Here is a 25,276-nt window from a genome sequence, read left to right as displayed (position 1 = left end):
CACCCGGATGCGACGGTGCCGGTCAGAGCGTCAGGTGGATGCCCTCGTCGTCGACGGTGACCGTCACCGCGGTCAGGTCGTCCACCTGCGCATCGGGGGCGAAACGGGCAGCCCCCGGGCCCACCCCGACCACCCGCATCCCGGCCGCCTTACCGGCGGCGATGCCGGCCTCCGAATCCTCGAAGACGATGCAGTCGGCGGGGTCGACCCCGAGGAGCGCGGCGCCGCGGAGGAAGCCTTCGGGGTCGGGCTTGCTGGCACGTACGTCCTCGGCGGTCACGCGCACCGTCGGTAGCGGCAGGCCCGCCGCTCCCATGCGCGCCGTCGACAGCGGGACGTCCGCAGAGGTCACCAGGGCGTGCGGCGCACCGTCGAGCGCGGCGAGGAAGGCGGGCGCCCCGGCGACGGAGACGATGCCGTCGGTGTCGGCGGTCTCCTGTGCGAGCAGTTCGCGGTTCTCCGCGAGATTGATCTCGACGGGGCGGTCGGGCAACAGCTCCGCCATCGTCGCGTGCCCCTGGCGGCCGTGCGCGACGGCCAGCACCGCGGCGGGATCGAGGCCCTTCTCCCGCGCCCACCGGCTCCAGCAGCGTTCGACGACGGCGTGCGAATCGACGAGTGTGCCGTCCATGTCCAGCAGCAGAGCGCGACCGGTGAGCATGCATTCCTCCTGAGATGGGGCTGAGGGCACCACGATACGGATCGGGAGGTCGCTCACGGGCAGGCTCGGGTCAGGAGGGGACGACGAGGTCTGGCGTGAGCTCGTCGAGGCGGACGGCGCCCGCCAGACCCATGGCGTGCCGGAGTTCGTCGTGCAGGCCCGTCAGCACCGAGCGGACCCCGTCGGCGCCGGAGACGGCCAGGCCCCATAGGATCGGCCGGCCCACGAAGACGGCGTCCGCGCCCAGGGCGAGGGCGGCCAGCGCGTCGAGACCATCGCGGACGTCGCCGTCGACGAGCACGGTCGCATCGGCGCCGACGGCCGCCGCGATCCCCGGCAGCGCCTGCGCGGGCGCGACGGTGCGCCCCAGCTGCCGACCGCCGTGATCGCTCACCCACACCCCGGCCGCGCCGACGTCGACGCACCGTCGGGCCTCGTCGGCGCGCAGCACGCCCTTGACGATCACCGGGAGCCCCGTCAGGTCGGCGAGTCGGCCGATGTCCTCCAGGACCGCCCCGGCGTCCTGCTCGATCGCCGCCCACGCGTCGTCGGTCCCGGGTGGCAGGTGCTGGGCGACGTTGACGAGGGCGAGGTCGTCGTCGAGAGGCGGCAGCCCTCGGCCGCCGGAGCGACCCACGTAGGGCGTGTCGCCGGTGAGCACCAGCGCCGTCGCGCCGGCCGTCGCGGCGCGCTGCACCAGCGCGTCGGTGATGGTCCGGTCGCGCATGAGGTACACCTGCTGCCACCACGGTCCGTCGATTGCGGCGGCGACCTCCTCGATCCTGCTGGTCGCGCGCATGGACAGCACGAACGGGGCGCCGCACTCGGCGGCGGCGCGGGCCGTCGCCGTCTCTCCGCCGGGGTGGACGAGGCGGTGGAATGCCGTCGGGGCGATGCCGATAGGGCTGCGCCAGGCGCCGAGGGCGTTGGTCGTCGTGTCGATGGACCGCACGTCGCGCAGCACTCGCGGAGCGAACCGCCAGCGCTCCCACGGGGACTCGCCGGTGCTCGCGCCGCGCATCAGGTAGGCCCACACGTCGGGCGCGAGTACCCGCTCGGCCTGCTGCGCGAGTTCGATCATCCGGTCGTCCCCCTGCTTCGTGGCACTGACGCCGCTCCGTGTCCGGCACGCTGTCGCGGGCGGGCGGCGCTTCACGATCTCACAATCGTTTCGAATATGTTCCGGCGCACAGTGTCCCCGATCACACTAGGTCATCACTTAAAGATTGGCGGCGCAGTTGCGCGACCGGGAGACTATTGGTCATGACCAATTACCGTGACTTCAAGAGCCTCGCCGCTGACCCGACCGCCGGCACCGTCTACGCCCGCCTCGCGGACATCCACGAGGACGCCGCGAAGCCCATCGCTGCGCCGCGCTCCGGGTTCGCCGCGGCCGGTATGCGTGCCGCCCTGCAGCGCTTCGTGACCGCCAACCCCGAGTACACCGGCCCCGCCGCGCTGCGCTTCTGATCCTCCCCGCTCGACCTCAGGCGCGGTGGCCGCATACCAACCGGTCACCGTCCGGCGTGCGTCGATAGAGCACCTCGCGCCCGCTCCGAGCCCGGTCGACCAGGCCGTTCTCGTGGAGCACGCGCAGGCTCTGGGACGCCGCCGACGGCGTGACCTCCAGTCGCCGCGCCAATTCGCTGACCGCCGTCGGCTCGGCCAGGGCGTGCAGCACGTCCGCCTTCGCCCCGCCGATCAGCCGCCGCAGTGCGCCCGGCGGGACCTCCCGCATCGACTCCATCAGGGTCGCGCTGCCACGCGCCGGATAACCGGCGTGCGGTGTCGCCGTCTCCGGTGAATGTGCGCTGACGAGGCGCGTCAGGAAGACGCTCGGAATCAGGATGAGCCCGCGGCCCGCGGAGGCGTACTCGCCCGAGCCTCGCGCGTACGCCAGGTCCAGGCGCAGTCGCCCGTCGCGATCCCAGGCCAGGTTCGGGTTGAGCGAGGCGAACAGCTGCGTCGGCCCGCCGATGGCGAGCTCTCGCCCCCGGAACGTGATGTCTGACTCCAGGATCCGGTTCACTGACGGCCAGATCGGTGCTATGACCACCCGGTGGTAGCGCTCCAGTGCGCCTGCGATCCGCGGGCCCGCCTGCTCGGGTTCATCGAGGAGCCGGGCCAACGCGGGCGACGGATCTGCGCCCTCCCGCAGCTCGTCCAGCTGTGCGTGGATCAGCGCCGGATCGGTCGCCGCGATCGCGGCGAGTCCGTCGTCGAGCGACGGCCGTGCGTTGCCCGGCTCCGGCATCGGCGTGAGGAAGTCCGGGATCGCGTTCCCCGACGGTGCCACCAGCGCACTGACGAGCCGATGGTCGTACCGGTCGCGCTGAGCCTGCGCATTGCTGCGCCACCGATTCAGGTGGGCGGAACTCTCGTGCGTCGTGTTCAGGTGGAACAGGCTCAGCGAGGTCTCGTTCATCGGCGCCAGGACGAAGCGCACGTCCGAGAGGTCGCGGACGTCCAGCACGTAGGTGAGCATGAGACGCCCAGCTTAGGGGCGCACCGGGCCCGCCGCCCCCCCGGTTCACGACTTAACAGCGTGAGCCCGGAAGGTTTCCTGGGGATTCGTGTGCGGCGAGTGCTTGCTACCGGCGGTAGTTACCGCGCCCGGCTCATCAGCCGTAGTAGTGCGGGGCCCACGAGCGGTGCGGTCAGCGCCCGGATCGTCAGGTCCTGCACGCCCAAGTGCAGTCGGCTCGGCGGTGCGAAGCGCGCCATCCCGGCGCGGGCCCGCCGTTGGTGCTTCGTGACCTCCGGGCGCAGCCCGGCCTCCCAGGCTTTCAGCGCCGTCCCCATGTCCCCGGGGTGCTCCACGAGCGCGCGCCCCAGGCGGTCGGCGCCTGCGAGGGCGAGGCCGGCTCCGTGGCCGGCGAACAGGGACACGCACCACGCGGCGTCGCCGAGGAGCACGACGCGTCCGCCGCTCCACGCGTCCATGACCACCTGGCTCACGGAGTCGAAGTACGCGCCCTGGGTGCTGGCGGCCCCCTGGATCACGTCGTGCATCGGGCCGGTGAGATCTCCGAAATGCGCCGCGAGGGCGCTGGCGGGGGAGTCGGCCGCATCGGCCTCAGCTATCGCGGTGCGGTACGTGAAAAAGGCCGACGGCGCGTGGCCGCGGGGGTGGAAGACCGCCGCAGTGCGGCCGACGTCGATGTACGTGCTGGCGGTCTGCTCCGGCAGCCCCTCCGGCGCGACGGCGAGCGGGAAGGCCGCCACGGCGTGCTGCAGATCGCGGACGAACTCGGTCGACGGCCCGAAGGCCAGGTCGCGGATTCCGGAGTGTAGGCCGTCGGCGCCGACCAGGACGTCGGCGTCGTGGACGGTGCCGTCACTGAGCCTCACGCGCAGCGGGCCGTCTGCGTCGTCGGCATCGGCGTCGTCGGCCGCCGTGACCGTCGTGGCGAACCGGATCTCTACCGCGTCGTCGAGGGCGTCGTGCAGAGTGGCCTCGAGGTCGCCGCGGAAGACGGTGAGCGCGCGGGAGCCCAACGACTTCTCGGCGAGAGAGGCCGGCATCGTGAGCTTGGTCGAGCCGTCGGCGCGGACGAGCAGCGAGGTGAAGACTCCCTGGTCCCGTTCGCGGAGGGCGGGCACCAAGCCCAGATTCTCGGCCGCGTCGAACCCCGCGCCCAGCAGGTTGACGAGGTAGCCGCCGGTACGGCGGGCGGGTGCGCGCTCGACGACGAGGACGCTGTGCCCGTCACGGTGCAGCCGGAGCGCGGTCGCGAGGCCGGCGATCCCCGCGCCGGCAATGACGATCCGCAGGGGGCGTTCGGTGTGGTCCGGCATGGTTCCCTCTCGGTATGAGCGTGTGTTCATACTGAGTATGAGCGACTGTTCATACTTGGCGCAAGGACGTGGCCGCGCCTCGTAGAATCGGTGCATGCCCAGGGGAGTTGCGATCGACGGCGCGCGTCAGCGTCTGTTCTCGGCGGCCGAGGCCGTGATCCTGCGCGACGGTGTGGTCGGGCTGAAGGGGCGTGCGGTCACGGCGCAGGCGGGCGTCGCCACGGGGCTGCTGCACGCCCATTTCGGCGATTTCGAGGGCTTCCTCGCGGCCTACGCGGTGGATCGCAGCTTTGCGCTCGGCGCCGAGGCGGCGGAGGCGACACCGTCGGGAATTGGCGCGGAAACGTCAGTGGTGGAGGCGATCTGCACGCAGCTCGACGCGCTGCCGCAATCCGCTGCCACCGCCTTCGCCCGACTGCTGGCCGCCCGACCGGACCTGCGCGAGCGCGCCGCCGAGGTCCTGGGCGCGGACTCCGCCGGCTTCGAGGGGGTGACGGCCGCTGTCGCCGAGCTGCTCGAAGCAGAGGAGGGGACCGGCCGCCTGCGGGCCGGAACGCACCCCGGAGATCTCGCCTACGCCGTCGTCGGGGCAGCGCTGCGCGCCTGGTGCGCCGGCGACCCCGACGAGCGGTGGCACGGTGCGGTGGTCGCGATCATCGGCGCTGTCGCGTCTGCCCGGCCGACCGGACGGTGACGTCGGGATCCGACGCTCCGCTGGCCGGTCAGACCCGCGTGATCGCGTACTGGATGAGGTCGGGGCGGTTGCGGAGCCGGCCGATCGCGTTCCGCCCCAGCATCCACCAGAAGGTCGCTCCGATCACGGCGGCTGCGATGACGCCGAGCCAAGCGAGAGAACCAGGGAGGAGTGCCGCGAGGAGCGCGCACGGCACAGTGGTGATCACGAGAACGCCCATCGAACCGAAGGCCCAGCCGATCGCGGCGCCGCTCGAGGAGTTCCGAGTCGAGAAGGACATCATCTTCCGGGCCTCCGGAACCGGATACGGCGCCGCCGCCGAGGCGAAGGCGATCAGGCCTGCGCCCACACCGATCATGCAGACGGTCACGGCGGCCGGCACGGCGGCGCGGTCGAACGGCGCACCGCCGAAGGCGCGCACGATGATCACGGGGAGCACCGCGATCGGGGTGACCACGAGCGCCCAGCTGAGTTGCCGCCCGCGGATGTCGGCAGGCGCCGCTTCGGGGATCAGCGCGATGTGCCAGAAGGACTTGCCGTCCAGTCCGTACAGGTTCAGCGCCGCCATGACGGCCATCAGGAGCACCATCCAGGCGCCCCACCGGGCATCGAACGGGAAGTCGTCGAGGAACAACGGAAGAACGCCGCTCATGACGGCGAAGGCGACCGGCGACAGGAGCTGGTAGCGCCGCCGGATGTCACCGCCCCACAGGGAGAGCTCGCGTGCGATCACAGCGCCTCGCGGGCTTGCACGCCACCCGCCCCGTAGGTAGCCGCGTCGCTCACGGCCGCTGCGCGAAGGCGTGGGCAGCGGAATCGCACCTGCGAAGGCCCGCCGGATCAGCCGCTGCCACGCGGCGAGCAGCGCGACGTCGAGGGCGGCGAGTCCCGAGACGGCGGCGATGCCGAGGACCCATTCGCCGTGTGCGGCGCGCTCGACGGCGGCGATGCCCCACGCGAACGGGATGGCCGCGGCGATGCTCAGGCCGCCCTCATCGGCGGCCGCGATCACGCCGTTGAGGAGGAACTGGCCCGCGTACAGCACGCAGAAGCCTGCGACGAACAGCAGTAGCGCTGCCTCCCTCGCTCGTCGGGTCCGCGCGGCCTGCGAGAGGGCGAGCGAGATCACCCGCGACAGGGCGATCACGAGGACCAGCGTGAGTGCCGCCGCCGGCACAGCGAGGGCCAGCGTGATCGGTGCGCGCGCCGCCGAGTACCCGATGACCGACAGGAGGGCGAGCGCGGTGAGGGGGACGGGGATCCCGATCAGCGACGCCAGGAACAGAGCGCGCGCCAGCGGCGCGGATTCGAGTGGCAGGAGCGTGAACTGGCGCGGTTGCAGGGTGTTGTCGGAGAAGCCCGACAGCGCCGGCAGGTACGCCCACATCACGCCGATCCCGACCAAGGCGGCGCCGATGAATCCGCCGGCCGACGGGCTTCCGTCGAGGCCCGCGGCCACCGCTCCGAGGACCAGCCCGATCGCGGCGCAGGCTCCCAGCACCCCGAAGGCGATGTTCGCCGCGAGCCGCCCGCCCGTGGAGCGGCGCTTGTACAGGGTCCACTGCATCGAGGCGACGACCCGGTTCAGGCCTCCCTCGGACGCCGTCACTGCAGCCACGACAGGCCGCCCGTGTGTGCCGGGCCGCCGACCAGGCGGACGAACGCGTCGTCGAGGGTCCCACCCGCGCGGACCTGTTCGACGGTGCCCGCCGCCGCGACCCGGCCCGCGTTGATCACAGCGACGTGGCTGCACAGCTGGTCGACGGTGGCCATGACGTGGCTCGACAGGATCACGGTGCCGCCGCCCCGCACGTACTCGACGAGGATCGAGCGGATCGTGGTGCTGGAGACCGGGTCCACGGACTCGAAGGGCTCGTCGAGCACCAGCAGCCGCGGGCTGTGCAGCAGTGCCGCCGCGAGGCCGATCTTCTTCGTCATGCCGGCGGAGTAGTCGGCGATCACGGTTCGCTCGGCGCCGGTGAGACCGAGCACGTGGAGCAGTTCGTCGCGGCGGGCCGTGATCACCTCCTCCGGCATGCCGCGGAGCCTGCCGAGGTAGGTGAGGAGTTCGCCGCCGGTGAACTGATCCGGAAGGGCCAGGCCGTCGGGTAGTACCCCGAGAAGCTGCTTCGCGCCGATCGGATCGCCCCAGACGTCGATGCCGAAGACCAGGCTGCGACCGTGTGCGGGGCGCAGGAGGCCGACGGCCATCGACAAGGAGGTGGTCTTCCCGGCGCCGTTCGGGCCGACGAGGCCGAACATCGACCCCTGCGGCACCCACAGAGACACCCCGGACACCGCCGGCGTGCCCCCGAAGGCGACGTGCAGGTCTTCGAGAAGCAGGGCCGGCGGCGCGGGTGTGGTCATGCCCCGACGCTAGTTCACGATCGCGAACCTGTCGATGCGGGGTGGCGCTGGATCGAGGTCAGGACTCGCGGAACTCCGCGGAGGTCAGGCCCTGCTCCTCGGCCTTGCGCAGCTCCACACGGCGGATCTTGCCGCTGATCGTCTTCGGCAGGTCGGCGAAGGCGATCCGGCGCACGCGCTTGTAGGGCGCGAGGTGCTCGCGGCTGTAGTCGAAGATCGACTGCGCGGTCGTCTCGTCGGGCGCGTGGCCGCCGGCGAGCACGATGTACGCCTTCGGCACCGCGAGGCGCAACTCGTCCGGCGCGGGGACGACGGCTGCCTCGGCCACAGCATCGTGCTCGAGCAGAACCGATTCCAGCTCGAACGGGCTGATCTTGTAGTCGCTCGACTTGAAGACGTCGTCGGTGCGGCCCACGTAGGTCAGGTAGCCGTCCGCGTCCTTCGAAGCGACGTCGCCCGTGTGGTAGACGCCGCCCTCCATGACCTTCTCGGTCTTCTCGGCGTCGCCGTGGTAGCCGACCATGAGGCCGAGCGGCCGCGGGTCCAAGCGTAGGCAGATCTCACCTTCGTTGACGTCCTGCTCGCCGGTGGCCGGGTCGACCAGCACCACGTCGTAGCCGGGGCACGGGCGACCCATCGAGCCGTCCTTGAGCTGCTGGCCCGGGGTGTTCGCCACCTGCACCGTGGTCTCGGTCTGGCCGAAGCCGTCGCGGATCGTCACGCCCCAGGCGTTCCGCACGCGCGTGATGACCTCGGGGTTGAGCGGCTCGCCGGCCCCGACCACGACGCGCGGCGGCGTCGCGAGGGCGCTGAGGTCGGCCTGAATCAGCATGCGCCACACCGTGGGCGGCGCGCAGAAGCTGGTGACCCCGGCCCGCTCCATCTGCTTCATCAGCGCGGCTGCGTCGAACCGGTTGTAGTTGTAGATGAAGACGCAGGCTTGCGCGATCCACGGCGTGAAGACGTTGCTCCACGCGTGCTTCGCCCAGCCGGGGGAGCTGACGTTGAGGTGCACGTCGCCGGGGCGCAGCCCGATCCAGTACATCGTCGACAGGTGGCCCACGGGGTAGCTGGCGTGGGTGTGCTCGACCAGCTTCGGCGCGCTCGTGGTGCCGGAGGTGAAGTACAGCAGCAGGGTGTCGTCGGCATGCGTGACGTGCGAGGGGGTGAAGTCCGACGGTGCCGTGTACGCCGCGGCGAAGGACTCCCAGCCCGGCACGGGATCGCCGATGGCGATCCGAGTGACCTGCGCGTTCGCGGGAACGCGCTCGGCGAGCTCGCTGCGCACGATGACGTGCTTCGCGCCACCGCGGGCGATGCGGTCGGCGATGTCGCCCTCGGCGAGCAGCGTGGTCGCGGGGATGACCACGGCACCGAGCTTGATCGCGGCGAGCATGACATCCCAGAGCTCGACCTGGTTGCTGAGCACGAGCAGGATCCGGTCGCCCGGGTTCACGCTGTGCTCGCGCAGCCAGTTCGCGACCCGATTGCTGCGCGCGCTCATCTCCGCGTAGCTGAACTTCGATTCGGAGCCGTCCTCCTCGACGATCCACAGGGCGGGGGCGTCGTTGTTCTCGGCCACCCGGTCGAACCAGTCGAGCGCGAAGTTCCACTCGTCGAGGTGCGGCCAACTGAAGCGCTCGCGCGCCGCGTCGTAGTCGTCGGCGAGCTCGACCAGCAGGTCGCGCGCGGCGAGGAAGTCTCGATACCCCTGTGTGCTAGCCACTTTCAGATCCTCCGGTTGATTACTTGGATATCCAAGTATATAGTGATGGGCAACACATCGCGCAAGGGTTTCGCGATGGACCTCGATCGATAGAGAAGGACACACCATGGCTGACGTGCGCACCATCCCGCATTTCATCGACGGTCGTCGCGTGGAGGGCACGGGCCGCAGCGCCGACGTCTTCGACCCGAGCACTGGTCAGGTGCAGGCCACCGTCCCGCTGGCGAGCACCGCCGAGGTCGACGACGTGGTCGCGCGGGCGAAGAAGGCGCAGGTCGAGTGGGCGGCCTTCAACCCGCAGCGCCGTGCCCGCGTCTTCATGAAGTTCATCGACCTGGTCCACCAGAACGTCGACGAGCTGGCCTCGCTGCTCTCCAGCGAGCACGGCAAGACCGTCGCCGACGCCAAGGGTGACATCCAGCGGGGCATCGAGGTGATCGAGTTCTCGATCGGCATCCCGCACCTGCTCAAGGGTGAGTACACCGAGGGCGCCGGCACCGGCATCGACGTCTACTCGATGCGCCAGCCGCTCGGCGTCGTCGCCGGCATCACGCCCTTCAACTTCCCGGCCATGATCCCGCTGTGGAAGGCCGGCCCGGCGCTGGCCTGCGGCAACGCCTTCATCCTCAAGCCCTCCGAGCGTGACCCCTCCGTGCCGGTGCGCCTGGCCGAGCTCTTCATCGAGGCGGGCCTGCCCGAGGGCGTCTTCCAGGTCGTCCACGGCGACAAGGAGTCGGTCGACGCGCTGCTGAACAACCCGGACGTCAAGGCCGTCGGCTTCGTCGGCAGCTCGGACATCGCGCAGTACATCTACGAGACCTGCGCGAAGAACGGCAAGCGCAGCCAGGCCTTCGGCGGCGCCAAGAACCACATGGTGATCCTCCCGGACGCCGACCTGGACCAGGCCGTGGACGCCCTTATCGGCGCGGGCTACGGCTCCGCCGGCGAGCGCTGCATGGCGATCTCCGTCGCCGTCCCCGTGGGCGAGGAGACCGCGAACCGCCTGCGCGAGCGCCTCGTCGAGCGCGTGCAGCAGCTGCGCGTGGGCCACAGCCACGACCCGAAGGCCGACTACGGTCCCCTCATCACCCCGGCCGCGGTCGAGCGCACCAAGAGCTACATCCAGCAGGGCGTCGACGCCGGCGCCGACCTCGTGGTCGACGGCCGCGAGCGCACCAGCGACGAGCTCACCTTCGGCGACGCCGACCTCTCCGGCGGCAACTACCTCGGCCCGACGCTGTTCGACCACGTCACCAAGGACATGTCCATCTACACGGACGAGATCTTCGGTCCCGTGCTGTGCATCGTCCGGGCCAAGACCTACGAGGAGGCCCTCGCGCTGCCCACCGAGCACGAGTACGGCAACGGCGTGGCCATCTTCACCCGCGACGGCGACGCCGCACGCGACTTCGTGGCCCGCGTCGAGGTCGGCATGGTCGGCGTCAACGTGCCGATCCCGGTTCCCGTGGCCTACCACACCTTCGGCGGCTGGAAGCGGTCCGGCTTCGGCGACCTGAACCAGCACGGCCCGCACTCGATCCTCTTCTACACCAAGACCAAGACGGTGACCTCGCGCTGGCCCTCGGGCATCAAGGACGGCGCGGAGTTCTCCATCCCGACGATGCACTAGGAGCGGCACGTGCCCTACCCGAACCTGACGGGGGACGACCTCGCCATCGTCGAGATGGCCCGCGACTTCTCCCGCAAGCGCCTCGCGCCCTCCGCGCTCGACTGGGACGCCACCAAGCACTTCCCGGTGGCGGAGATGAAGGAGGCGGGCAGCCTCGGCATGGCCGCCATCTACACCCGTGAGGACGTGGGCGGATCCGGCCTGCGCCGGCTCGACGGCGTCCGCATCTTCGAGGAGCTCGCCCAGGGCGATCCCGTGACCGCGGCGTTCATCTCGATCCACAACATGTGCACGTGGATGGTCGACACCTACGGCTCCGAGGAGCAACGGCAGGAGTGGATCCCCAAGCTCGCGCCGATGGACGTGATGGCCAGCTACTGCCTCACCGAGCCGGGCGCCGGCTCGGACGCGGCTTCGCTGACCACCAAGGCCGACCGCGACGGCGACGACTTCGTGCTCAACGGCACGAAGCAGTTCATCTCCGGCGGCGGCGCGTCCGACCTGTATGTGGTCATGGCGCGCAGCGAGGGCGAGGGCGCCCGCGGCATCTCGACCTTCCTGGTGGACAAGGGAATCCCCGGTCTCTCCTTCGGGCCGCCCGAGGTGAAGATGGGTTGGCACAGCCAGCCCACCACCCAGGTGATCTTCGAGAACGTGCGGATCCCGGCCTCGCGCATGCTGGGCGGGGCCGAGGGGGCCGGCAAGGGCTTCGGCATCGCCATGAACGGGCTCAACGGCGGCCGGCTCAACATCGCCGCCTGCTCCCTGGGCGGCGCACAGGCCGCGTACGACCTCGCCCTGCGCTACATGACGGAGCGCGAGACCTTCGGCCGCAAGCTGATCGACGAGCCGACCATCCGGTTCGCGCTCGCCGACATGGCCACCTCGCTCGAGGCCTCCCGCCTGATCCTGTGGCGCGCGGCCACCGCGCTCGACGAGAACGACCCCGACAAGGTCGAGCTCTGCGCGATGGCGAAGAAGTTCGTCACCGAGACCTGCTACCAGGTCGCCGACCAGGCGCTGCAGCTGCACGGCGGCTACGGCTACCTGCACGAGACCGGCGTCGAGAAGATCGTCCGCGACCTGCGGGTGAATCGGATCCTCGAGGGCACCAACGAGATCATGCGGATGGTGATCGGCCGCGCCGAGGCCGCCCGCATCCAGGGCAAGTAGGAGGCACACCTTCATGAGCACGATCGCATTCCTCGGCCTCGGCCACATGGGCGGCCCGATGGCGAAGAACCTCGTCGCCGCCGGCCACACGGTGCGCGGTTTCGACCTCGTCCCCGCGGCGCAGGACGCGGCCCGCGCGGCCGGCGTCACCGTGATCGACACCGCCGAGGAGGCGGTGACCGGCGCGGACGCCGTGGTCACCATGCTGCCCAACGGCGGCATCGTGAAGGGCGTGTACGAGTCGGTCCTCCCACACGCCGCGCCGGGCACGCTGTTCATCGACAGCTCCACCATCTCCGTCGACGACGCCCGCGCGGTCCACGCGTTGGCCGAGGCCGCCGGGATGAAGCAGGTGGACGCGCCCGTCTCGGGCGGCGTCAAGGGCGCCGACGCCGGCACCCTCGCCTTCATGGTGGGCGGCGACGACGCCGCCTTCGCTGCGGCCCAACCCGTGCTGGATCCGATGGCGGGCAAGGTGATCCACTGCGGTGGCTCCGGCAACGGGCAGGCTGCCAAGGTCTGCAACAACATGATCCTCGCGGTCCAGCAGATCGTCGTGGGCGAGGCCTTCGTCCTCGCCGAGAAGCTGGGCCTGGCGGATCAGGCGCTGTACGACGTGGTCACGGGCGCCACCGGCAACTGCTGGTCGCTGCACACCAACTGCCCCGTGCCGGGGCCGGTGGCGGGGGCACCGTCGGGCAACGAGTTCAAGCCCGGCTTCGCGACGGCCCTGATGAACAAGGATCTGGGACTGGCCATGGACGCCGTGGCGTCCACCGGATCCAGCGCGCCGCTCGGCACGCACGCCGCCGAGCTGTACTCTGCGTTCGCGCAGGACAACGGCGGCCTGGACTTCAGTGCGATCATCTCTACGCTGAGGTAGCGATTCACGACGAGGAAGGCGGGACGATGGTGCAGCCGGACCCCCGGGACCCGATCGCGCGTGCCCGCCGCAACTGGGAAGACGCGGGCTGGGGCGGCGACGTCGCCTCCGGCATGGAGGCGGTGACGTCCGTGATGCGGGCGCACCAGATCCTGCTCGCGCGGATCGAGACGGCCCTCAAGCCCTTCCGGCTGTCGTTCTCCCGGTTCGAGCTGCTGCGGCTGCTCGCCTTCACCAAGCGCGGCGAACTGCCGATCTCGAAGGCGAGCACCCGGCTGCAGGTGCACGTCTCGTCGGTGACGCACGCGATCGACCGGCTGGGCGAGGCCGGGCTGGTCGAGCGCAAGCCCCACCCCACCGACGGCCGCACCACCCTCGTCGCCATCACCCCGGACGGCCGGGAGCTGGTGGAGAAGGCGACGGTCGTGCTCAACGACGTCTTCTCCGACATCGGCATGCCCGACGAGGAATCCGCCGCGCTGGTGGGCGCGATCCGCTCGTTGCGCCGCTTCAACGGCGACTTCTAGATGGTCAGGCGCGGCGCAGGCCACGTGACCCGCCGGTAACGTCGCGGGCGGCGCGGGCAGGCAATAGGGTCGGTAGGCGTGCACGCAGAAGGAACCTTCACCGTCGAGCCCGCCTACCCCGAGTCGCTCGCGCCGCTCGCCGACCTCGCGCGCAACCTGCGCTGGGTGTGGCACGGACCCACCCAGGACCTGTTCGCCACCGTCGCGCCCGAGGTGTGGGCGGCCACCCATGACCCGCTCGAGGCGCTCCGCGGAGCTGACCAGGCGCGGGTCGCGGCCCTCGGCGACGATGCGGAGTTCGTCGCGCTGGTCCGTGCCGTCCACGCCGACCTGAACGACTACCTCACCCGCCCGGCGTGGGCCGACGAGCTCACGGACGGCGCGAAGGGGATCGCGTACTTCTCGATGGAGTTCGGCGTGAGCCAGACGCTGCCGAACTACTCCGGCGGGCTCGGCGTCCTCGCGGGCGACCACCTCAAGGCCGCGTCCGACCTCGGGCTCCCGCTGATCGCGCTGGGCCTGTTGTACCGGCACGGCTACTTCCAGCAGTCGCTGTCCGCGGACGGCTGGCAGCTCGAGGCGTACCCCGAGCTGGACCCGGCGCAGCTGCCGCTGCGGCCTGTGACGCTGTCCAGCGGGCAGCAGCTGGTGGTCTCGGTGCCGCTCGAGGGGCGCGTGCTCAGCGCCGCCGTGTGGCGGGCCGATGTCGGGCGGATCCCGTTGCTGCTCATGGACACCGACATAGAGAACAACGACCCCGATCTCCGCGGGGTCACTGACCGGCTCTACGGCGGCGACGCGGAACACCGTCTGCGGCAGGAGATCCTGCTCGGCATCGGCGGTGTCCGCGCCGCCCGAGCCTTCTGCGACCTGACCGGCCACCCCGGCGTCGAGGTCTTCCACGCCAACGAGGGCCACGCCGGCTTCCTCGGCCTGGAACGGATCCGCGAGCTCATGGCGACCGAGGAGCTGAGCTACGCGGCGGCTCGGACGTTGGCCCGGACCGCCACCGTCTTCACCACGCACACCCCGGTGCCCGCGGGCATCGACCGCTTCCCCGTGGACCTCGTGCGGCGCTATTTCGGCGACGCGAGCCAGATGTGCTCGCTGCTGCCCACGGTGCCCCTCGACGAGATCATCGCCCTCGGCGCCGAGGCCGACCCCGGCGTCTTCAACATGGCCCACATGGGATTCCGGCTCGCCCAGCGCGCGAACGGTGTCTCGAAGCTGCACGGCGCCGTGAGCCGCGAGATGTTCGCCGGCCTGTGGCCCGGTTTCGAGCCGGCCGAGGTGCCCATCGGCTCGGTCACCAACGGCGTGCACCACGGAACGTGGGCTGACCGCCTCGTCGCCGAGCGCGCCGCAGACCCGCTGTCCATGCCCGACGAGGCCCTCTGGCGCCTGCGCACCACGCTGCGCCACCGTCTCGTCGACGAGGTGCGCACCCGCACCCGGACGGCGTGGCGCGAGCGCGGCGCCGTGGACGCCGAACTCGGCTGGACCGAGCGCATGTTCGACCCCGAGGTGCTCACCATCGGCTTCGCCCGCCGCGTCTCGACGTACAAGCGGCTCACCCTGATGCTGCGCGATCCCGAGCGGCTGCGCGCGCTCCTGTTGGATCCGGACCGACCCGTCCAGGTGGTCATCGCCGGGAAGAGCCACCCGCACGACGACGAGGGCAAGCGCCTGCTGCAGCAGCTGCTGCACTTCACCGACGACCGCACCCTGCGGCACCGGATCGCCTTCCTGCCCAACTACTCCATCGGCATGGCCGGGTACCTGTACCACGGCTGCGACGTGTGGCTGAACAACCCGCTGCGGCCCCTGGAGGCCTGCGGGACCTCGGGCATGAAGAGCGCGATGAACGGCGGCCTCAACCTCTCGGTGCTCGACGGCTGGTGGGACGAGCTGTACGACGGGAACAACGGCTGGGCGATCCCGTCGGCCGTGGGCGTGGACCCGGGCCGCCGCGACGACATCGAGGCCGACGCCCTGTACGACCTGCTCGAGCACGACGTGGTGCCCGCCTTCTACGACCGTCGCGACGCGGACGACGCGCCCCCGCGCTGGCTCGCCAAGGTGCGGCACACGTTGTCCGCCACCGCGCCCGAGGTCGCCGCCGACCGCATGGTCCGCGAGTACGCCACCGCCTACTACCGCCCCGCCGCCCGCTCCGCCCGGGCGACCAGGCCGGCCATCGGCGACCTCGTTGAGTACATCGACAAGGTCCGCTCCGGCTGGGACGCGGTGCGCGTCGGCGAGTCCACCGCGACCGTGCTCCCCGAGGGAGTGGAGATCGCCGCCGCCGTCGCGTTGGGAGCGCTGGAGGACGGCGACATCCGCGTCGAGGCCGTCATCGGCGGCGTCGACGAGGCCGGGGACATCGTGGAGGGCAGAGCCGTCCGGCTGCACTTCGACGGCGAGCGCTACCGGGCCGTGCTGCCCGGGCAGGTTGGCCGGTTCGGCTACGCGGTGCGGGTGCTCCCGCAGCACCGCCTGCTCACCGGCCCCGCCGAACTCGGTCTGGTCCGGTACGCGCGATGACCGTCCTCGCGGTGGACCTCGGCGGTACCAAGGTGGCGGCCGGGCTGGTGGAGGCGGACGGCACCGTCGTCGAGGCGTCGCGGTACCGCGCACCCACCGGGCCCGAGGCGACGACCGCCGAACTCGAGGCAGCGATCACCGGCGTCGTGCGCGACGCCCTCGCCGCCGCGGACGGGCCGGTCCAGGGGGTGGGCTTGGCCGCGGCCGGGCCGGTCGACGACGCGGCGGGCACCACCTCGCCGATCAACCTCGAGGCGCTGCACGGCTTCCCGCTGCGCGACCTCGTGGCGGACGCCGCCGGCGGCCTGCCCGTCGAGTTCCGCCGGGACGGCGTCGCGATCGTGCTCGGCGAGCATTGGCTCGGGGCGGCGCGCGGCCATGACGACGCCCTCGGCATGGTGGTCTCCACCGGCATCGGCGGCGGCTTCGTCGTGGGCGGCCGCGCGCTCGTCGGCAACGCCGGGCACATCGGTCAAGTAGAACTGTCGGGGTACACCGGCAGCGAATCCCTCGGCCGCACCACCATGCTCGAGTCCGTCGCCTCCGGCCCGCACACCGTGGAGTGGGCGCGCACGCAGGGCTTCGATGGCTCCACCGGGGAGGAGCTGGGGGAGGCGTACCGCGCCGGGGACGCCGTCGCGGTCGCCGCGGTCCGACGGTGCGCCGCCGCCGTCGGCCAGGGGATCGGCAGCGCCGTGGCGCTGGTGCCCGTCTCGGTCGTCGTCCTCGGCGGCGGATTCACCCGCGTCGCCGACGATTTCGTGGACCTCGTGCAGGCCGCGGTCGCCGCGCACCCGCTGCCCTACGTGGCCGCCGCGCGGGTCGTCCCCGCCGGCCTCGGCGCCGACGCGCCCCTCATCGGTGCCGCGGCGCTCGTCTACCGGCGCGCCGTTCTTTCCTGATCGGCGTCGTCACGCCAGGCGGAACGGCGATCTGGCGCCCGGGGTGGAGGCGAGTCGGGCCAGCAGTTCGCCCAGCGCGGGCAGGAACTTGAAGCCGTGGCCCGAGAACCCGGCCGCGACCGTGATCGGGCCGACGGTGCCGATCGCGAAGTCCGCCGTCGGGGTCGTCGTGTACGTGCAGCTGATCTCCTCGAACTGGTCCGCGTCCGCGCCGGGGATCCACTCGGCGACGTACCGCCGGAGGGCGAGCAGCTGGGCCGGTTCCGATCGCAGGGTGCGTGCGTCGGGATCGGTGACGGGCCCCACGCCGTGCCACCCGGCCTTGATCCCGACGCCGGGCGTCCAGCCGCCGTAGACGGCCGAGGGCCACCAGGCGGAGTCCGCCTCGGGGTGATGGTTGAACGCGGGCAGGTCGGCGAGCGGCGCGGTGAGCGCGAAGTGCGCGGGCTGCTCCTGGGTGACGGTGAGCCGGGGCAGGTCCACAACGCCGTCCAGCAGGCGGCTCGACCAGGCCCCGGCCGCGACGACGGCGGCGCGGGCGGTGATCGGCCCGCTGTCGGTCTCGATGACCACGCCGTCGTCGTTCGCCCGGAGGGAGGCGACCCGGGTGTCTTCCAGGATGCGTGCGCCGCGGGCCTCCGCGACCCGGTAGAGCGCGTCGACGGCCCGCTCCGCGTAGAGCCGCCCACCGTCGGGGAGGTGCACGGCGGGTCCGGCGAACCGCAGCTGGGGCCATCGCCGGGAGGCCTCGCGGGCGTCGAGCAGCTCGGCGCGCAGGCCGATCGTGGGCAGCGCCTCCAGGAGGTCCTGGACGTCCGGCCGCGGCCCGCGGTTGACGACGCCCACCTGGTCGAGGAGATGTGCGCCCGACTCGGTTTCCAGCTCCCGCCAGAGTGGGAGCGCGGCGCGCAGCAGCGCGAGGTACTCCGGACGGGTGTAGCCCGGGTTGAAGTTGCGCGTCGCGCCGTGCGAGGCGCCCAGCGTGTGGGCGCGCCGGTACCGCTCGATCAGCACCACGTCGACCCCGGCGCGGGCGAGGGCCCACGCCGCAGCCGCCCCGACTCCGCCGCCCCCGACGACCGCGACCCGGTGGTCGGTCCGTCCCATGTGCGTCTCCTTCTCTCGGCCGACGGGTCGTGTCTGCCGGGCATCGTCATCGAAACTACGGGAGACGGGGCTGTGGTCACGGAGATCCGATCGTGGTGACGACATGGCTTCCGCCGTCGGGGAGGCCGGGATCCGGGTGCGTTAGCGTGGTGCCGTGACCGGTGGGCTCCTCTCCCCGCGCGACGCCCGTACCCATTGGGCGTCGGCGGTGATGCCGAGCGATCAGTTCCTGCTCTACTGCTTCGACCACGGTGCCGGCCCGGCACCGTCGGCCGCGGAGGTGGCGGACGTCGTGCTGGCGCGCGCACCGTCGATCGCTGACCTGCGGCTGCGGATCGCGCCCGCGCCCGGCGATCTCGAGCACCCCGCATGGGCGCCGGGCGAGGTGGCCGACGTCCGCGAGGGGATCGCGCACACCTGGGACGCGGTGCCCGCCGCCGTGGCCCGCCTCTTCGCTCGGCAGGTGGACGCGACCGTCGCGCCCTGGCGGCTGCACGTCTTCCCCCGGGTGGCGGGCGCGCCGCGGTGCGCCGGCCCCGCGACGGTGGTGGTGCTGCAGGTGGCCCACGCCCTCGCGGACGGTCGACGGTCCGCTGAGATCGCCCGCGCGCTCCTCGGTTCCGGCGAGGCCCGCGAGGCGCCGGTCTTCCGGCCGCTGCCCGGCCCGCTCCGCGCCGCCCGCGGCGTGCTGGGGCTGCCCGTCGCGCTGGCCCGGACGGTGGCGCTCGGCGCGCTCGCCCCACGGGCCCGCGCCGCGATCGACCGGCGCACCCGCGACGGCGCGCTGCCGCCCGCGATCCCCGGCTGTCCCCGCACCCTGCTCAACGTCGCCCCCGATGCGACCCGTGACGTGCGGATGCTGTTGCGCGACAACGCTTCCCTGCATGCCGGGCACACCGTCACGGTGACCGCGCTCGCCGCGGTCTCGCTGGCCGTGGAGCGGTACCTGCGCCTTCGGGGCGGGGTGGTGCCCGCGGAGCTGTCGGCGGAGGTGATGGTCGCGCGCGAGCGGAGGCACGGCGAGCGCAATTCCTTCGGCAACGTCTCTGTGCCGCTGTACCCCGGGATCCCCGCCGCGGAGCGTCCCGTTCGCGTCGCCGCGGCGTTGGCCGCCGCCCGCGAGCGCGCCGCGAGTCCGTTGTGGCGCACCGTCGGGGCGGCGGAGGACGCGGCACCGTCAGCCCTCGCGGTGCTCGGCGTGCGCGCCTTCGACCCCACGATCATCCCGGACACGATGGCCGGCGCGACGGTGCTCTCCAGCGTGCACCGCGGACCGGCGGACCTGGAGCTGCTGGGCGGGAGATCGGTGTTCACCGCGGGCTTCCCGGCACTCTCGCCCGCCATTGGGCTCACGCACGGCGTGCACGGACTGGGTGACACGGTGACGGTCTCCGTGACCAGCAGCCGCACCGCCGTGCCCGACCCGGACACGTACGCGAGCCTGCTGGCGGCCGCGCTCGACGAGGTGGCTCAGGACCGCTGAGGCGCCGGCCCGGTGGTGTCGCCGATGACGAGATCGACGTCGAGCGCGAGGGTCGGCAGCGACGCCCCGTCCTGCGCGGCGAGCACGGCCTGCGCTGCGAGCCGGCCCATCTCGACGATCGGTTGCCGGATCGTGGTGAGGGCGCGGTCGAAGCCGTCGATGCGGACACCGTCGAAGCCCACGACCGAGAGGTCCTCCGGGACGCGGAGGCCGCGGGCCTCGGCGGCGCGGATCACCCCGGCGGCCAACAGGTCCGACTGGGCGATCACCGCGGTGGGGGCGTGCGCGTCGAGCAGCTCGCCGCCCGCGCGGAAGCCCTCGTCGATCGTGCTGTCGGCGGAGACGACGACGGCGGCGTCCGGGAAGGCGGCCAGCGCCGCAGCCGTGCGCGCCTTCTCGACATCGCCGTGGCGCAGCCGTACGACGCCGACGGACCGGTGGCCGAGCGCGCGGAGGTGGCCGGTGAGCAGGGCGGTGGCGGCGCGGTTCTCGACGCCGACGCTGCCGATGTCGTCGACCTGGTTGCCCGCGGTGACGACGGGGATCCCGCGCTTCGCCATCGCCGCGCGCAGCGCGCCGAGGGCGGGGGAGCAGCCGGCGGCGACCACGCCGTCGACGGGGAGCGACCGCAGGCGCTCCTCCGGGAGCGAATCGGGGAGGAGCAGGACCGAGGTGGGGCTCGCGGCCAGCGCGGTCGACACGCCGTCGAGGATGCCGATGATGACCGGGTCGCGGAAGGCGCGGCCCGCCTCGTCGTCCACCTGAACGCCGATGATGTCGGTGCGGCCGCTGCGCAGCGACCGGGCCCGCGGATCGGGCCCCTCGTAGCCCAGCTGGGCGGCCGCGGCGAGGACGCGGGCGCGGGTGGCGTCACTGATGGGCTTGTGGATGCCGAAGGCGTGGGACGCCGTCGACAGCGAGACGCCCGCCGCCTCGGCGACGTGCACCAGCGTTATCCGGTTTGACCCGCGTGTCATGGGGACCTAGCCTAGCAAGCAACAATCGAAACGTTTCGAAGGGTTGATCGGTGAGCGTGGACTTCCAGGAGCAGAAGACGGACGCGGTAGGGGGCTCTGTGCTCGCCTGGCGCAATGCCGTCGCGGTGATCTTCGCGCTCAGCGGGCTCACCTTCGCCAGCTACATCGGCCGGCTGCCCCAGGTTCGCGACGATCTGCGGGCCACCACGCTGCAGGTGGCGCTCCTGACCTTCGGTCTGGCGGTCGGCTCGGTCGTGGGCCTCGTCGGCTCGGGGGCGCTGGCCGCGCGGTTCGGCGCTCGCCGCGTCATCGCGGTGACCCTGCCCGCGCTGGGCGTGACGATGATCGCCGCCGCCGCGGGCGCGCAGTCCGGGAACTACGCGCTCACATTGCTGCCGCTGGTCTTCGTCGGGCTCTCGCACGGCATCACCGACGTCTGCATGAACCTCTCCGGCGCCGAGAACGAGCGGGCGCTGGGGCGCACCGTGATGCCCGCCTTCCACGCGGCGTTCTCGATGGGCACCGTGGCCGGCGCGCTCACCGCCGCCGCGGCCCAGGCGGCGCACGTACCGCTGCTGCCGCACCTACTGGTCGTGAACGGCGTCCTCCTGGTGGTCGGCTGGTTCGCGCTGCGGCACGTGCCCTTCCAGGCGCACGACGCCGACGACCACGCTCCGGTGTCCCGCCGCGAGCGGCTGGCGGTGTGGCGCGAGCCCCGCACGCTGCTCATCGGCCTCATGGTGCTCGGAATGGCGCTCACCGAGGGCAGCGCGAACGACTGGTTGGCGTTGGCGATGGTCGACGACCACGGCACGTCGAAGACCGTCGGCACGCTGACTTTCGCGGTCTTCGTCACTTTCATGACGATCGGCCGGCTCGCAGGTACTCGCGTCCTGGACTCCTACGGCCGGGTGCGCACGCTGCGCGCCTGCGGCGCGCTCGCCTTCGTGGGCCTCTCGCTCGTCATCTTCGGCCCGACCTGGGCCGCGTATGTGGGGGTCGCGCTCTGGGGGCTGGGCGCCTCGCTCGGCTTCCCCGTCGGCATGTCCGCGGCGGCCGACGAGCCGCGCATGGCGGCGGTGCGGGTCTCCGTGGTCTCGACCATCGGCTACCTCTCGTTCCTCGCCGGCCCGCCGATCATCGGCGCCCTGGGCGAGTTCGTCACCCTGCTCTACGCGCTGATCCTGGTGCTCGTCGCGGTGGCCGTCGCGGTGGTCGTCGCCCCCGCGGCGCGCGAACTTGAGGCCCCGGCACCGTCGACCGCGCGTTCGTAGCGTCGGCGCGACCGTCTGTGTCCGGTCCGGATCGTCGGCTCTGTCCCTAGCGGGACGTGCGAACTCGGCGGTCGACATCGCCGGTTCTCCCTAGCGGGGCGTGCAGTGCCGTCGCGTGTCGTACATTCCCCATGTCCATAGACGTAGGGAGCTGGCCGCCCCGCTAGGGAGCACCACGAGCGAAGCGAGCGACGCCGGGCGCGTGGGAGCCTGTGGATAACGCTGTTCCTGTGGATGACGGGCCCTGCACGGCGGTTCGGCGGACCGGGTGGAAGCGGCGGGGCGGCACCATCAACTCCATGGGGGACTTGATGACGCGCGAGTTATTGCTCGCCCAGGGGTGGACGCGCAACGGGATCCGGCAGGCGATCCGGGTGAAGAAGCTGCGGATGCTGTGGCCCACGATCTACACCGACGCGTCGGTCGGGGAGGCGTGGGTCGAATATGAGCGGATGGTACGGGCGGCCGGCACCGTCGGTGGCTGGGGAGTGATCAGCCACCAGAGCGCCGCCGTGCTGTGGGGGCTGCCCGCCCTGAGGCCCGACTACTCCCGCGTGCACACCACGATCGATGACCGACACAAAGGCGGTCTAGTCAGCGGGAAACGGCATGTGCACCCACGGCCGTTGCCGCCCGGGGACGTCGTCCTGCTGGACGGGATCCGGACCACCTCGCTCGCTCGAACCGCCATCGACGGTGCGATGGCTGGGACCTACGAGCAGGCTCTCGTCTTGATCGACGGTGCGCGGCTGATTCCGCGCGTGCCGAAACCCGCCGACCGCCCGCCGGTGCCGCTCGCGGAACTCGTGCGGGTCGCGACGGCTCTCGGCAGGCGGACGGGCAGCGAGATGGTGATGCGCGCGCTCGCCGACTCCGTGGAGTGCAGCGAATCGGCGGGGGAGTCGTGGTCGCGGGCACGGATGATCCAGTGGAAGCTGCCGGCGCCGGAGCTGCAGCGGACGTTCCGGATCAGGGGTCGCACCTACGTCGTCGACTTCTGCTGGGGGCGCCTCGTCGGCGAGTTCGACGGGGAGGACAAGTACCGCTCTGACGCGGACCGTCGGCGCTACGAGCAGCGGCGGGACAGCGACTTCGCCACCATCGGCATCACCGTGTGTCACTGGAAGTGGGAGGACCTGCTCGACCGGAGGCGGTTCTATTCGATCCTGACCACCCAGATGTTCAACACCGGCGTGATTGCATCGATCCCACGCTTCCCAGGGTGAGACGAGGCGGACGTGCGAGCCCGGCACCGTCGGGCGTTCCCTAGCGGGACGCGCTGCGCCATGGCGTGTCGTGCATTCCCCATGTCCATGGACCTAGGGAGGTGGCGGCCCCGCTAGGGAGCGCCACGAGCGAAGCGAGCGCCCGGCGGGCGCGGGTCAGCGGAGGAGCTGCCAGGCGAAGGCGGCGGCCAGCGCGCCCGCGCCGTTGAGGCACCAGTGCAGCGCGATGGGGGCGATGAGGGAGCCGCTGCGGGAGCGGAGCCAGGTGAACACCCAGCCGGCGAAGGCGGTCGCGATCACGGCGCCCGCGATGCCGAGGAACTGGGCAAGGGGCCCCGCGCCGAGGATCTTGGTCAGGCCGGCGTTGCCGCTGGTGAGGCCCAGCGACGAGGCGATGTGCCAGAAGCCGAAGAGCAGCGAACCCGTGACCACGACCCAGCGGAAGTGCATCGCGCGCGACAGTGTGCCGTGCAGCGCGCCGCGGAAGGCCAGCTCCTCGGGGATCACCGTCTGCAGCGGGATGATCACCATCGACGCGATGATCGCGGTCGAGAAGGTGGCGTAGCGGTCGTTGAGGAACAGCCCGCGCGTGACGGGCAGTAGCGCGCCGACCACGATCACCGTCGCCACCACGAAGACGGCCGCGGTCGCGTACTTCGCCCCGGAACGCCAGTGCTCGCGGCCCAGGCCCAGCTCGTGCCAGTCGAGGCCGCGGTGGCGGGCGATGCCGATGAGCAGGACCGCGGACACCGGGACGGCCAGCAGGGCGGCCCAGCTACCGGTGAAATGGGCGACCAGATTGGTCGCGACCAACACCGCGACGATGACGCCCACGTCGACGATCGCGCGCGCCCCGGAGACCGCCGAACGCAGGGCGGAATGATCGGGGGCGGTCGTCTCGGCTGTGGTCACCCGCTCCATGGTCCAGACGCGCGGCGGTTCGCGCAATGAGTGTGACCATCGCTAAGGTGTCCACCCGTGACCAAGGACCGCAGCACGTCGGCCGACGGCGGCCGGTCGAGCGGCCTCCGGCGCGTCGCGCTCCCCCTCTTCTTCGTGGCCCTCGGCGCTCGGATCGTGTGGATCCTCGCCGGGCAGCACAACTTCAACTTCGTCGACCTGCGGGTCTACTACGAGGCCGCGCAGCGGGTGACCGCCGACGGCGGGCTCTACGACTTCGCGCTCCGCGACTACACGCCGCAGCAGCCGCTGCCCTTCACCTACCCGCCCTTCGCGGCATTGTTCTTCTACCCACTGAAGTTCCTGCCGTTCCCGGTGGTCGCGGTCGGCTGGGTCGCGCTCACCGCGGGCCTGTTGTTCCTGGTCATCCGCATGTGCCTGGCCGTCCTGGCCGCGGGGCGCGGCGCACCGTCGCGCCTGGGCGACGTGCCGCGCGAGCTGCCCCTGGTGTGGACCGCGGCCGCGCTGTGGATCGACCCGGTGCGCACCAACCTCGACTACGGCCAGATCAACGTGGTCCTCATGACCTTCGGCGTGTGGGCCGCCTACCTCGTGGCGCGCTCCGAGATCGGCCGCCGGCCCGGCCCGGCGCCCGCGCTCACCCCGGAGAAGGTCGACGGTGCCTCCGGCTTCCTGATCGGCCTCGCCGCCGGGATCAAGCTCACCCCCGCGGTGGGCGGGCTCTTCCTGCTCGCCCGCGGCCGGGTGTGGGCCGCCGTCGTCTCCGCTGTGGCCTTCGCCGCCACCGTCGGGATCAGCTACCTGATCCTGCCCACGGAGACCCGGCGCTACTTCACCGTGCTGCTCGGCGACACCGGACCCATCGGCGACCCCGCCAAGCCCGACAACCAAGCGCTGCGCGGGGCGGTCTCCCGCCTCGCCGGGCACGACGTGGGCACCGGGCCGGCGTGGATCATCGCGGTGGTCGTGGCCGCGGCCCTGCTCTTCGCCGCCTGGTGGGTGGTGCGCCGGGGCGACGCCCTCATTGCGCTGGTCCTGGTCCAGTTCCTCGGGCTGCTCGCCTCGCCGATCTCCTGGATCCACCACTTCGTGTGGATCGTCCCGCTGCTCATCTGGGTGGTGCACGGCCCCCTCGGGCCGCGCGGCGGCCCGGACTTCCGCGCCCCGGGCGCGGCCTTCACCCCCTGGGCGACGCGGGTCGCGGCGGTCACCGCGGTGTTCGGCTACATCGGCGTGCACTTCCTACGCAAGGGTCTCGCTGTGATCGGGATCGACGACGGTCCGTTCTGGGCGGTCCTCATGGCGCCCGGCGTGCTCGCCGCGGTCGTCCTTGTCGCGCTGATCCTCGCGCAGCGGCGGCGGTTGGACGCACTAGTCTGAGCA

General features: G+C 71.9%; 22 protein-coding genes. 12 read left to right on the top strand and 10 right to left on the bottom strand.

The genetic code is table 11. The features are described 5' to 3' along the window. Positions 1 to 22: 22 nt before the first annotated feature. Positions 23 to 661 (bottom strand): HAD-IA family hydrolase, encoded by a 639-nt coding sequence (locus HNP44_RS12015; protein WP_259140578.1) that lies wholly within the window; start codon positions 659 to 661, stop codon positions 23 to 25. Positions 662 to 731: 70 nt separating this feature from the next. Next, the gene (locus HNP44_RS12010) at positions 732 to 1,742 is read right to left on the bottom strand and encodes an alpha-hydroxy acid oxidase (RefSeq protein ID WP_259140576.1); all 1,011 of its coding nucleotides are present in this window, start codon (positions 1,740 to 1,742) and stop codon (positions 732 to 734) included. 182 nt (positions 1,743 to 1,924) lie between these two features. Here HNP44_RS12010 and HNP44_RS12005 point away from each other — a divergent pair, with 182 nt between their 5' ends. Continuing rightward, the gene (locus tag HNP44_RS12005) at positions 1,925 to 2,131 is read left to right on the top strand and encodes a hypothetical protein (protein ID WP_259140573.1); all 207 of its coding nucleotides are present in this window, start codon (positions 1,925 to 1,927) and stop codon (positions 2,129 to 2,131) included. Between the two features lie 16 nt (positions 2,132 to 2,147). Here HNP44_RS12005 and HNP44_RS12000 read toward each other — a convergent pair whose 3' ends face one another. Next, a complete protein-coding gene (locus HNP44_RS12000; protein WP_259140571.1) occupies positions 2,148 to 3,146 on the bottom strand; it encodes an ArsR/SmtB family transcription factor in 999 nt (332 codons plus the stop codon). 119 nt (positions 3,147 to 3,265) lie between these two features. Beyond that, complete coding sequence (locus HNP44_RS11995) at positions 3,266 to 4,459, bottom strand: FAD-dependent oxidoreductase (RefSeq protein WP_259140570.1); 1,194 nt, start codon at positions 4,457 to 4,459, stop codon at positions 3,266 to 3,268. A 94-nt stretch (positions 4,460 to 4,553) separates the two neighbouring features. On the opposite strand from HNP44_RS11995, the gene HNP44_RS11990 reads away from it, so the two are divergent. Continuing rightward, positions 4,554 to 5,153 (top strand): TetR/AcrR family transcriptional regulator, encoded by a 600-nt coding sequence (locus HNP44_RS11990; RefSeq protein ID WP_259140568.1) that lies wholly within the window; start codon positions 4,554 to 4,556, stop codon positions 5,151 to 5,153. A 28-nt stretch (positions 5,154 to 5,181) separates the two neighbouring features. Here the strand turns inward: HNP44_RS11990 and HNP44_RS11985 are convergent, their stop codons facing one another. Genes HNP44_RS11985 through HNP44_RS11975 form a run of 3 tightly spaced genes read right to left on the bottom strand, consistent with a single transcriptional unit; the run spans position 5,182 to position 9,246 of the window. Continuing rightward, on the bottom strand, positions 5,182 to 6,762 hold the full coding sequence (locus HNP44_RS11985; protein ID WP_259140566.1) for an ABC transporter permease: 1,581 nt from the start codon (positions 6,760 to 6,762) through the stop codon (positions 5,182 to 5,184). Further along, entirely contained in the window at positions 6,759 to 7,520 is a 762-nt protein-coding gene (locus HNP44_RS11980) for an ABC transporter ATP-binding protein (protein WP_259140565.1), read from the bottom strand. Before HNP44_RS11980 ends, HNP44_RS11985 begins: the two co-directional genes overlap by 4 nt. A 58-nt stretch (positions 7,521 to 7,578) precedes the next feature. Continuing rightward, positions 7,579 to 9,246, bottom strand: coding sequence for an AMP-binding protein (locus tag HNP44_RS11975; protein WP_259140561.1), 1,668 nt, complete (start codon positions 9,244 to 9,246; stop codon positions 7,579 to 7,581). A 106-nt stretch (positions 9,247 to 9,352) separates the two neighbouring features. Between HNP44_RS11975 and HNP44_RS11970 the strand changes: the two genes are divergently transcribed. From HNP44_RS11970 to HNP44_RS11945, 6 genes are all read left to right on the top strand, one after another. Continuing rightward, entirely contained in the window at positions 9,353 to 10,876 is a 1,524-nt protein-coding gene (locus tag HNP44_RS11970) for a CoA-acylating methylmalonate-semialdehyde dehydrogenase (protein ID WP_259140554.1), read from the top strand. Positions 10,877 to 10,900: 24 nt separating this feature from the next. Continuing rightward, complete coding sequence (locus tag HNP44_RS11965) at positions 10,901 to 12,049, top strand: acyl-CoA dehydrogenase family protein (protein ID WP_374758786.1); 1,149 nt, start codon at positions 10,901 to 10,903, stop codon at positions 12,047 to 12,049. A gap of 13 nt (positions 12,050 to 12,062) precedes the next feature. Next, complete coding sequence (gene mmsB / locus HNP44_RS11960; RefSeq protein ID WP_259140550.1) at positions 12,063 to 12,932, top strand: 3-hydroxyisobutyrate dehydrogenase; 870 nt, start codon at positions 12,063 to 12,065, stop codon at positions 12,930 to 12,932. A gap of 26 nt (positions 12,933 to 12,958) precedes the next feature. Further along, positions 12,959 to 13,459, top strand: coding sequence for a MarR family winged helix-turn-helix transcriptional regulator (locus HNP44_RS11955; RefSeq protein WP_259140548.1), 501 nt, complete (start codon positions 12,959 to 12,961; stop codon positions 13,457 to 13,459). A 78-nt stretch (positions 13,460 to 13,537) separates the two neighbouring features. Continuing rightward, complete coding sequence (gene glgP, locus HNP44_RS11950) at positions 13,538 to 16,003, top strand: alpha-glucan family phosphorylase (protein ID WP_259140544.1); 2,466 nt, start codon at positions 13,538 to 13,540, stop codon at positions 16,001 to 16,003. Beyond that, complete coding sequence (locus HNP44_RS11945; protein WP_259140542.1) at positions 16,000 to 16,905, top strand: ROK family protein; 906 nt, start codon at positions 16,000 to 16,002, stop codon at positions 16,903 to 16,905. The genes glgP and HNP44_RS11945 overlap by 4 nt, the downstream gene beginning before the upstream one ends. A 9-nt stretch (positions 16,906 to 16,914) precedes the next feature. Here HNP44_RS11945 and HNP44_RS11940 read toward each other — a convergent pair whose 3' ends face one another. Continuing rightward, entirely contained in the window at positions 16,915 to 18,012 is a 1,098-nt protein-coding gene (locus HNP44_RS11940; protein ID WP_259140541.1) for an FAD-dependent oxidoreductase, read from the bottom strand. A 154-nt stretch (positions 18,013 to 18,166) separates the two neighbouring features. Between HNP44_RS11940 and HNP44_RS11935 the strand changes: the two genes are divergently transcribed. Beyond that, positions 18,167 to 19,495, top strand: a complete 1,329-nt coding sequence (locus tag HNP44_RS11935; RefSeq protein WP_259140540.1) for a WS/DGAT domain-containing protein — start codon at positions 18,167 to 18,169, stop codon at positions 19,493 to 19,495. On the opposite strand, the gene HNP44_RS11930 is transcribed toward HNP44_RS11935, so the two are convergent. Continuing rightward, entirely contained in the window at positions 19,483 to 20,472 is a 990-nt protein-coding gene (locus tag HNP44_RS11930; RefSeq protein WP_259140537.1) for a LacI family DNA-binding transcriptional regulator, read from the bottom strand. The genes HNP44_RS11935 and HNP44_RS11930 overlap by 13 nt on opposite strands. A 50-nt stretch (positions 20,473 to 20,522) precedes the next feature. On the opposite strand from HNP44_RS11930, the gene HNP44_RS11925 reads away from it, so the two are divergent. Then, a complete protein-coding gene (locus HNP44_RS11925; RefSeq protein WP_259140534.1) occupies positions 20,523 to 21,746 on the top strand; it encodes an MFS transporter in 1,224 nt (407 codons plus the stop codon). Between the two features lie 299 nt (positions 21,747 to 22,045). Beyond that, on the top strand, positions 22,046 to 22,972 hold the full coding sequence (locus HNP44_RS11920; RefSeq protein WP_259140532.1) for an endonuclease domain-containing protein: 927 nt from the start codon (positions 22,046 to 22,048) through the stop codon (positions 22,970 to 22,972). A 156-nt stretch (positions 22,973 to 23,128) separates the two neighbouring features. Here HNP44_RS11920 and HNP44_RS11915 read toward each other — a convergent pair whose 3' ends face one another. Then, complete coding sequence (locus HNP44_RS11915) at positions 23,129 to 23,845, bottom strand: CPBP family intramembrane glutamic endopeptidase (RefSeq protein ID WP_374758785.1); 717 nt, start codon at positions 23,843 to 23,845, stop codon at positions 23,129 to 23,131. Between the two features lie 105 nt (positions 23,846 to 23,950). Here HNP44_RS11915 and HNP44_RS11910 point away from each other — a divergent pair, with 105 nt between their 5' ends. After that, a complete protein-coding gene (locus HNP44_RS11910) occupies positions 23,951 to 25,273 on the top strand; it encodes a glycosyltransferase 87 family protein (protein ID WP_259140530.1) in 1,323 nt (440 codons plus the stop codon). The last annotated feature ends 3 nt before the right edge of the window (positions 25,274 to 25,276 follow it).

This window comes from Tsukamurella ocularis, assembly GCF_024807615.1.
Classification (GTDB): domain Bacteria; phylum Actinomycetota; class Actinomycetes; order Mycobacteriales; family Mycobacteriaceae; genus Tsukamurella; species Tsukamurella ocularis.
The sequence above is the reverse complement of the archived record's forward strand: the minus strand, read 5'-3'. Positions and strand labels throughout refer to the sequence as shown.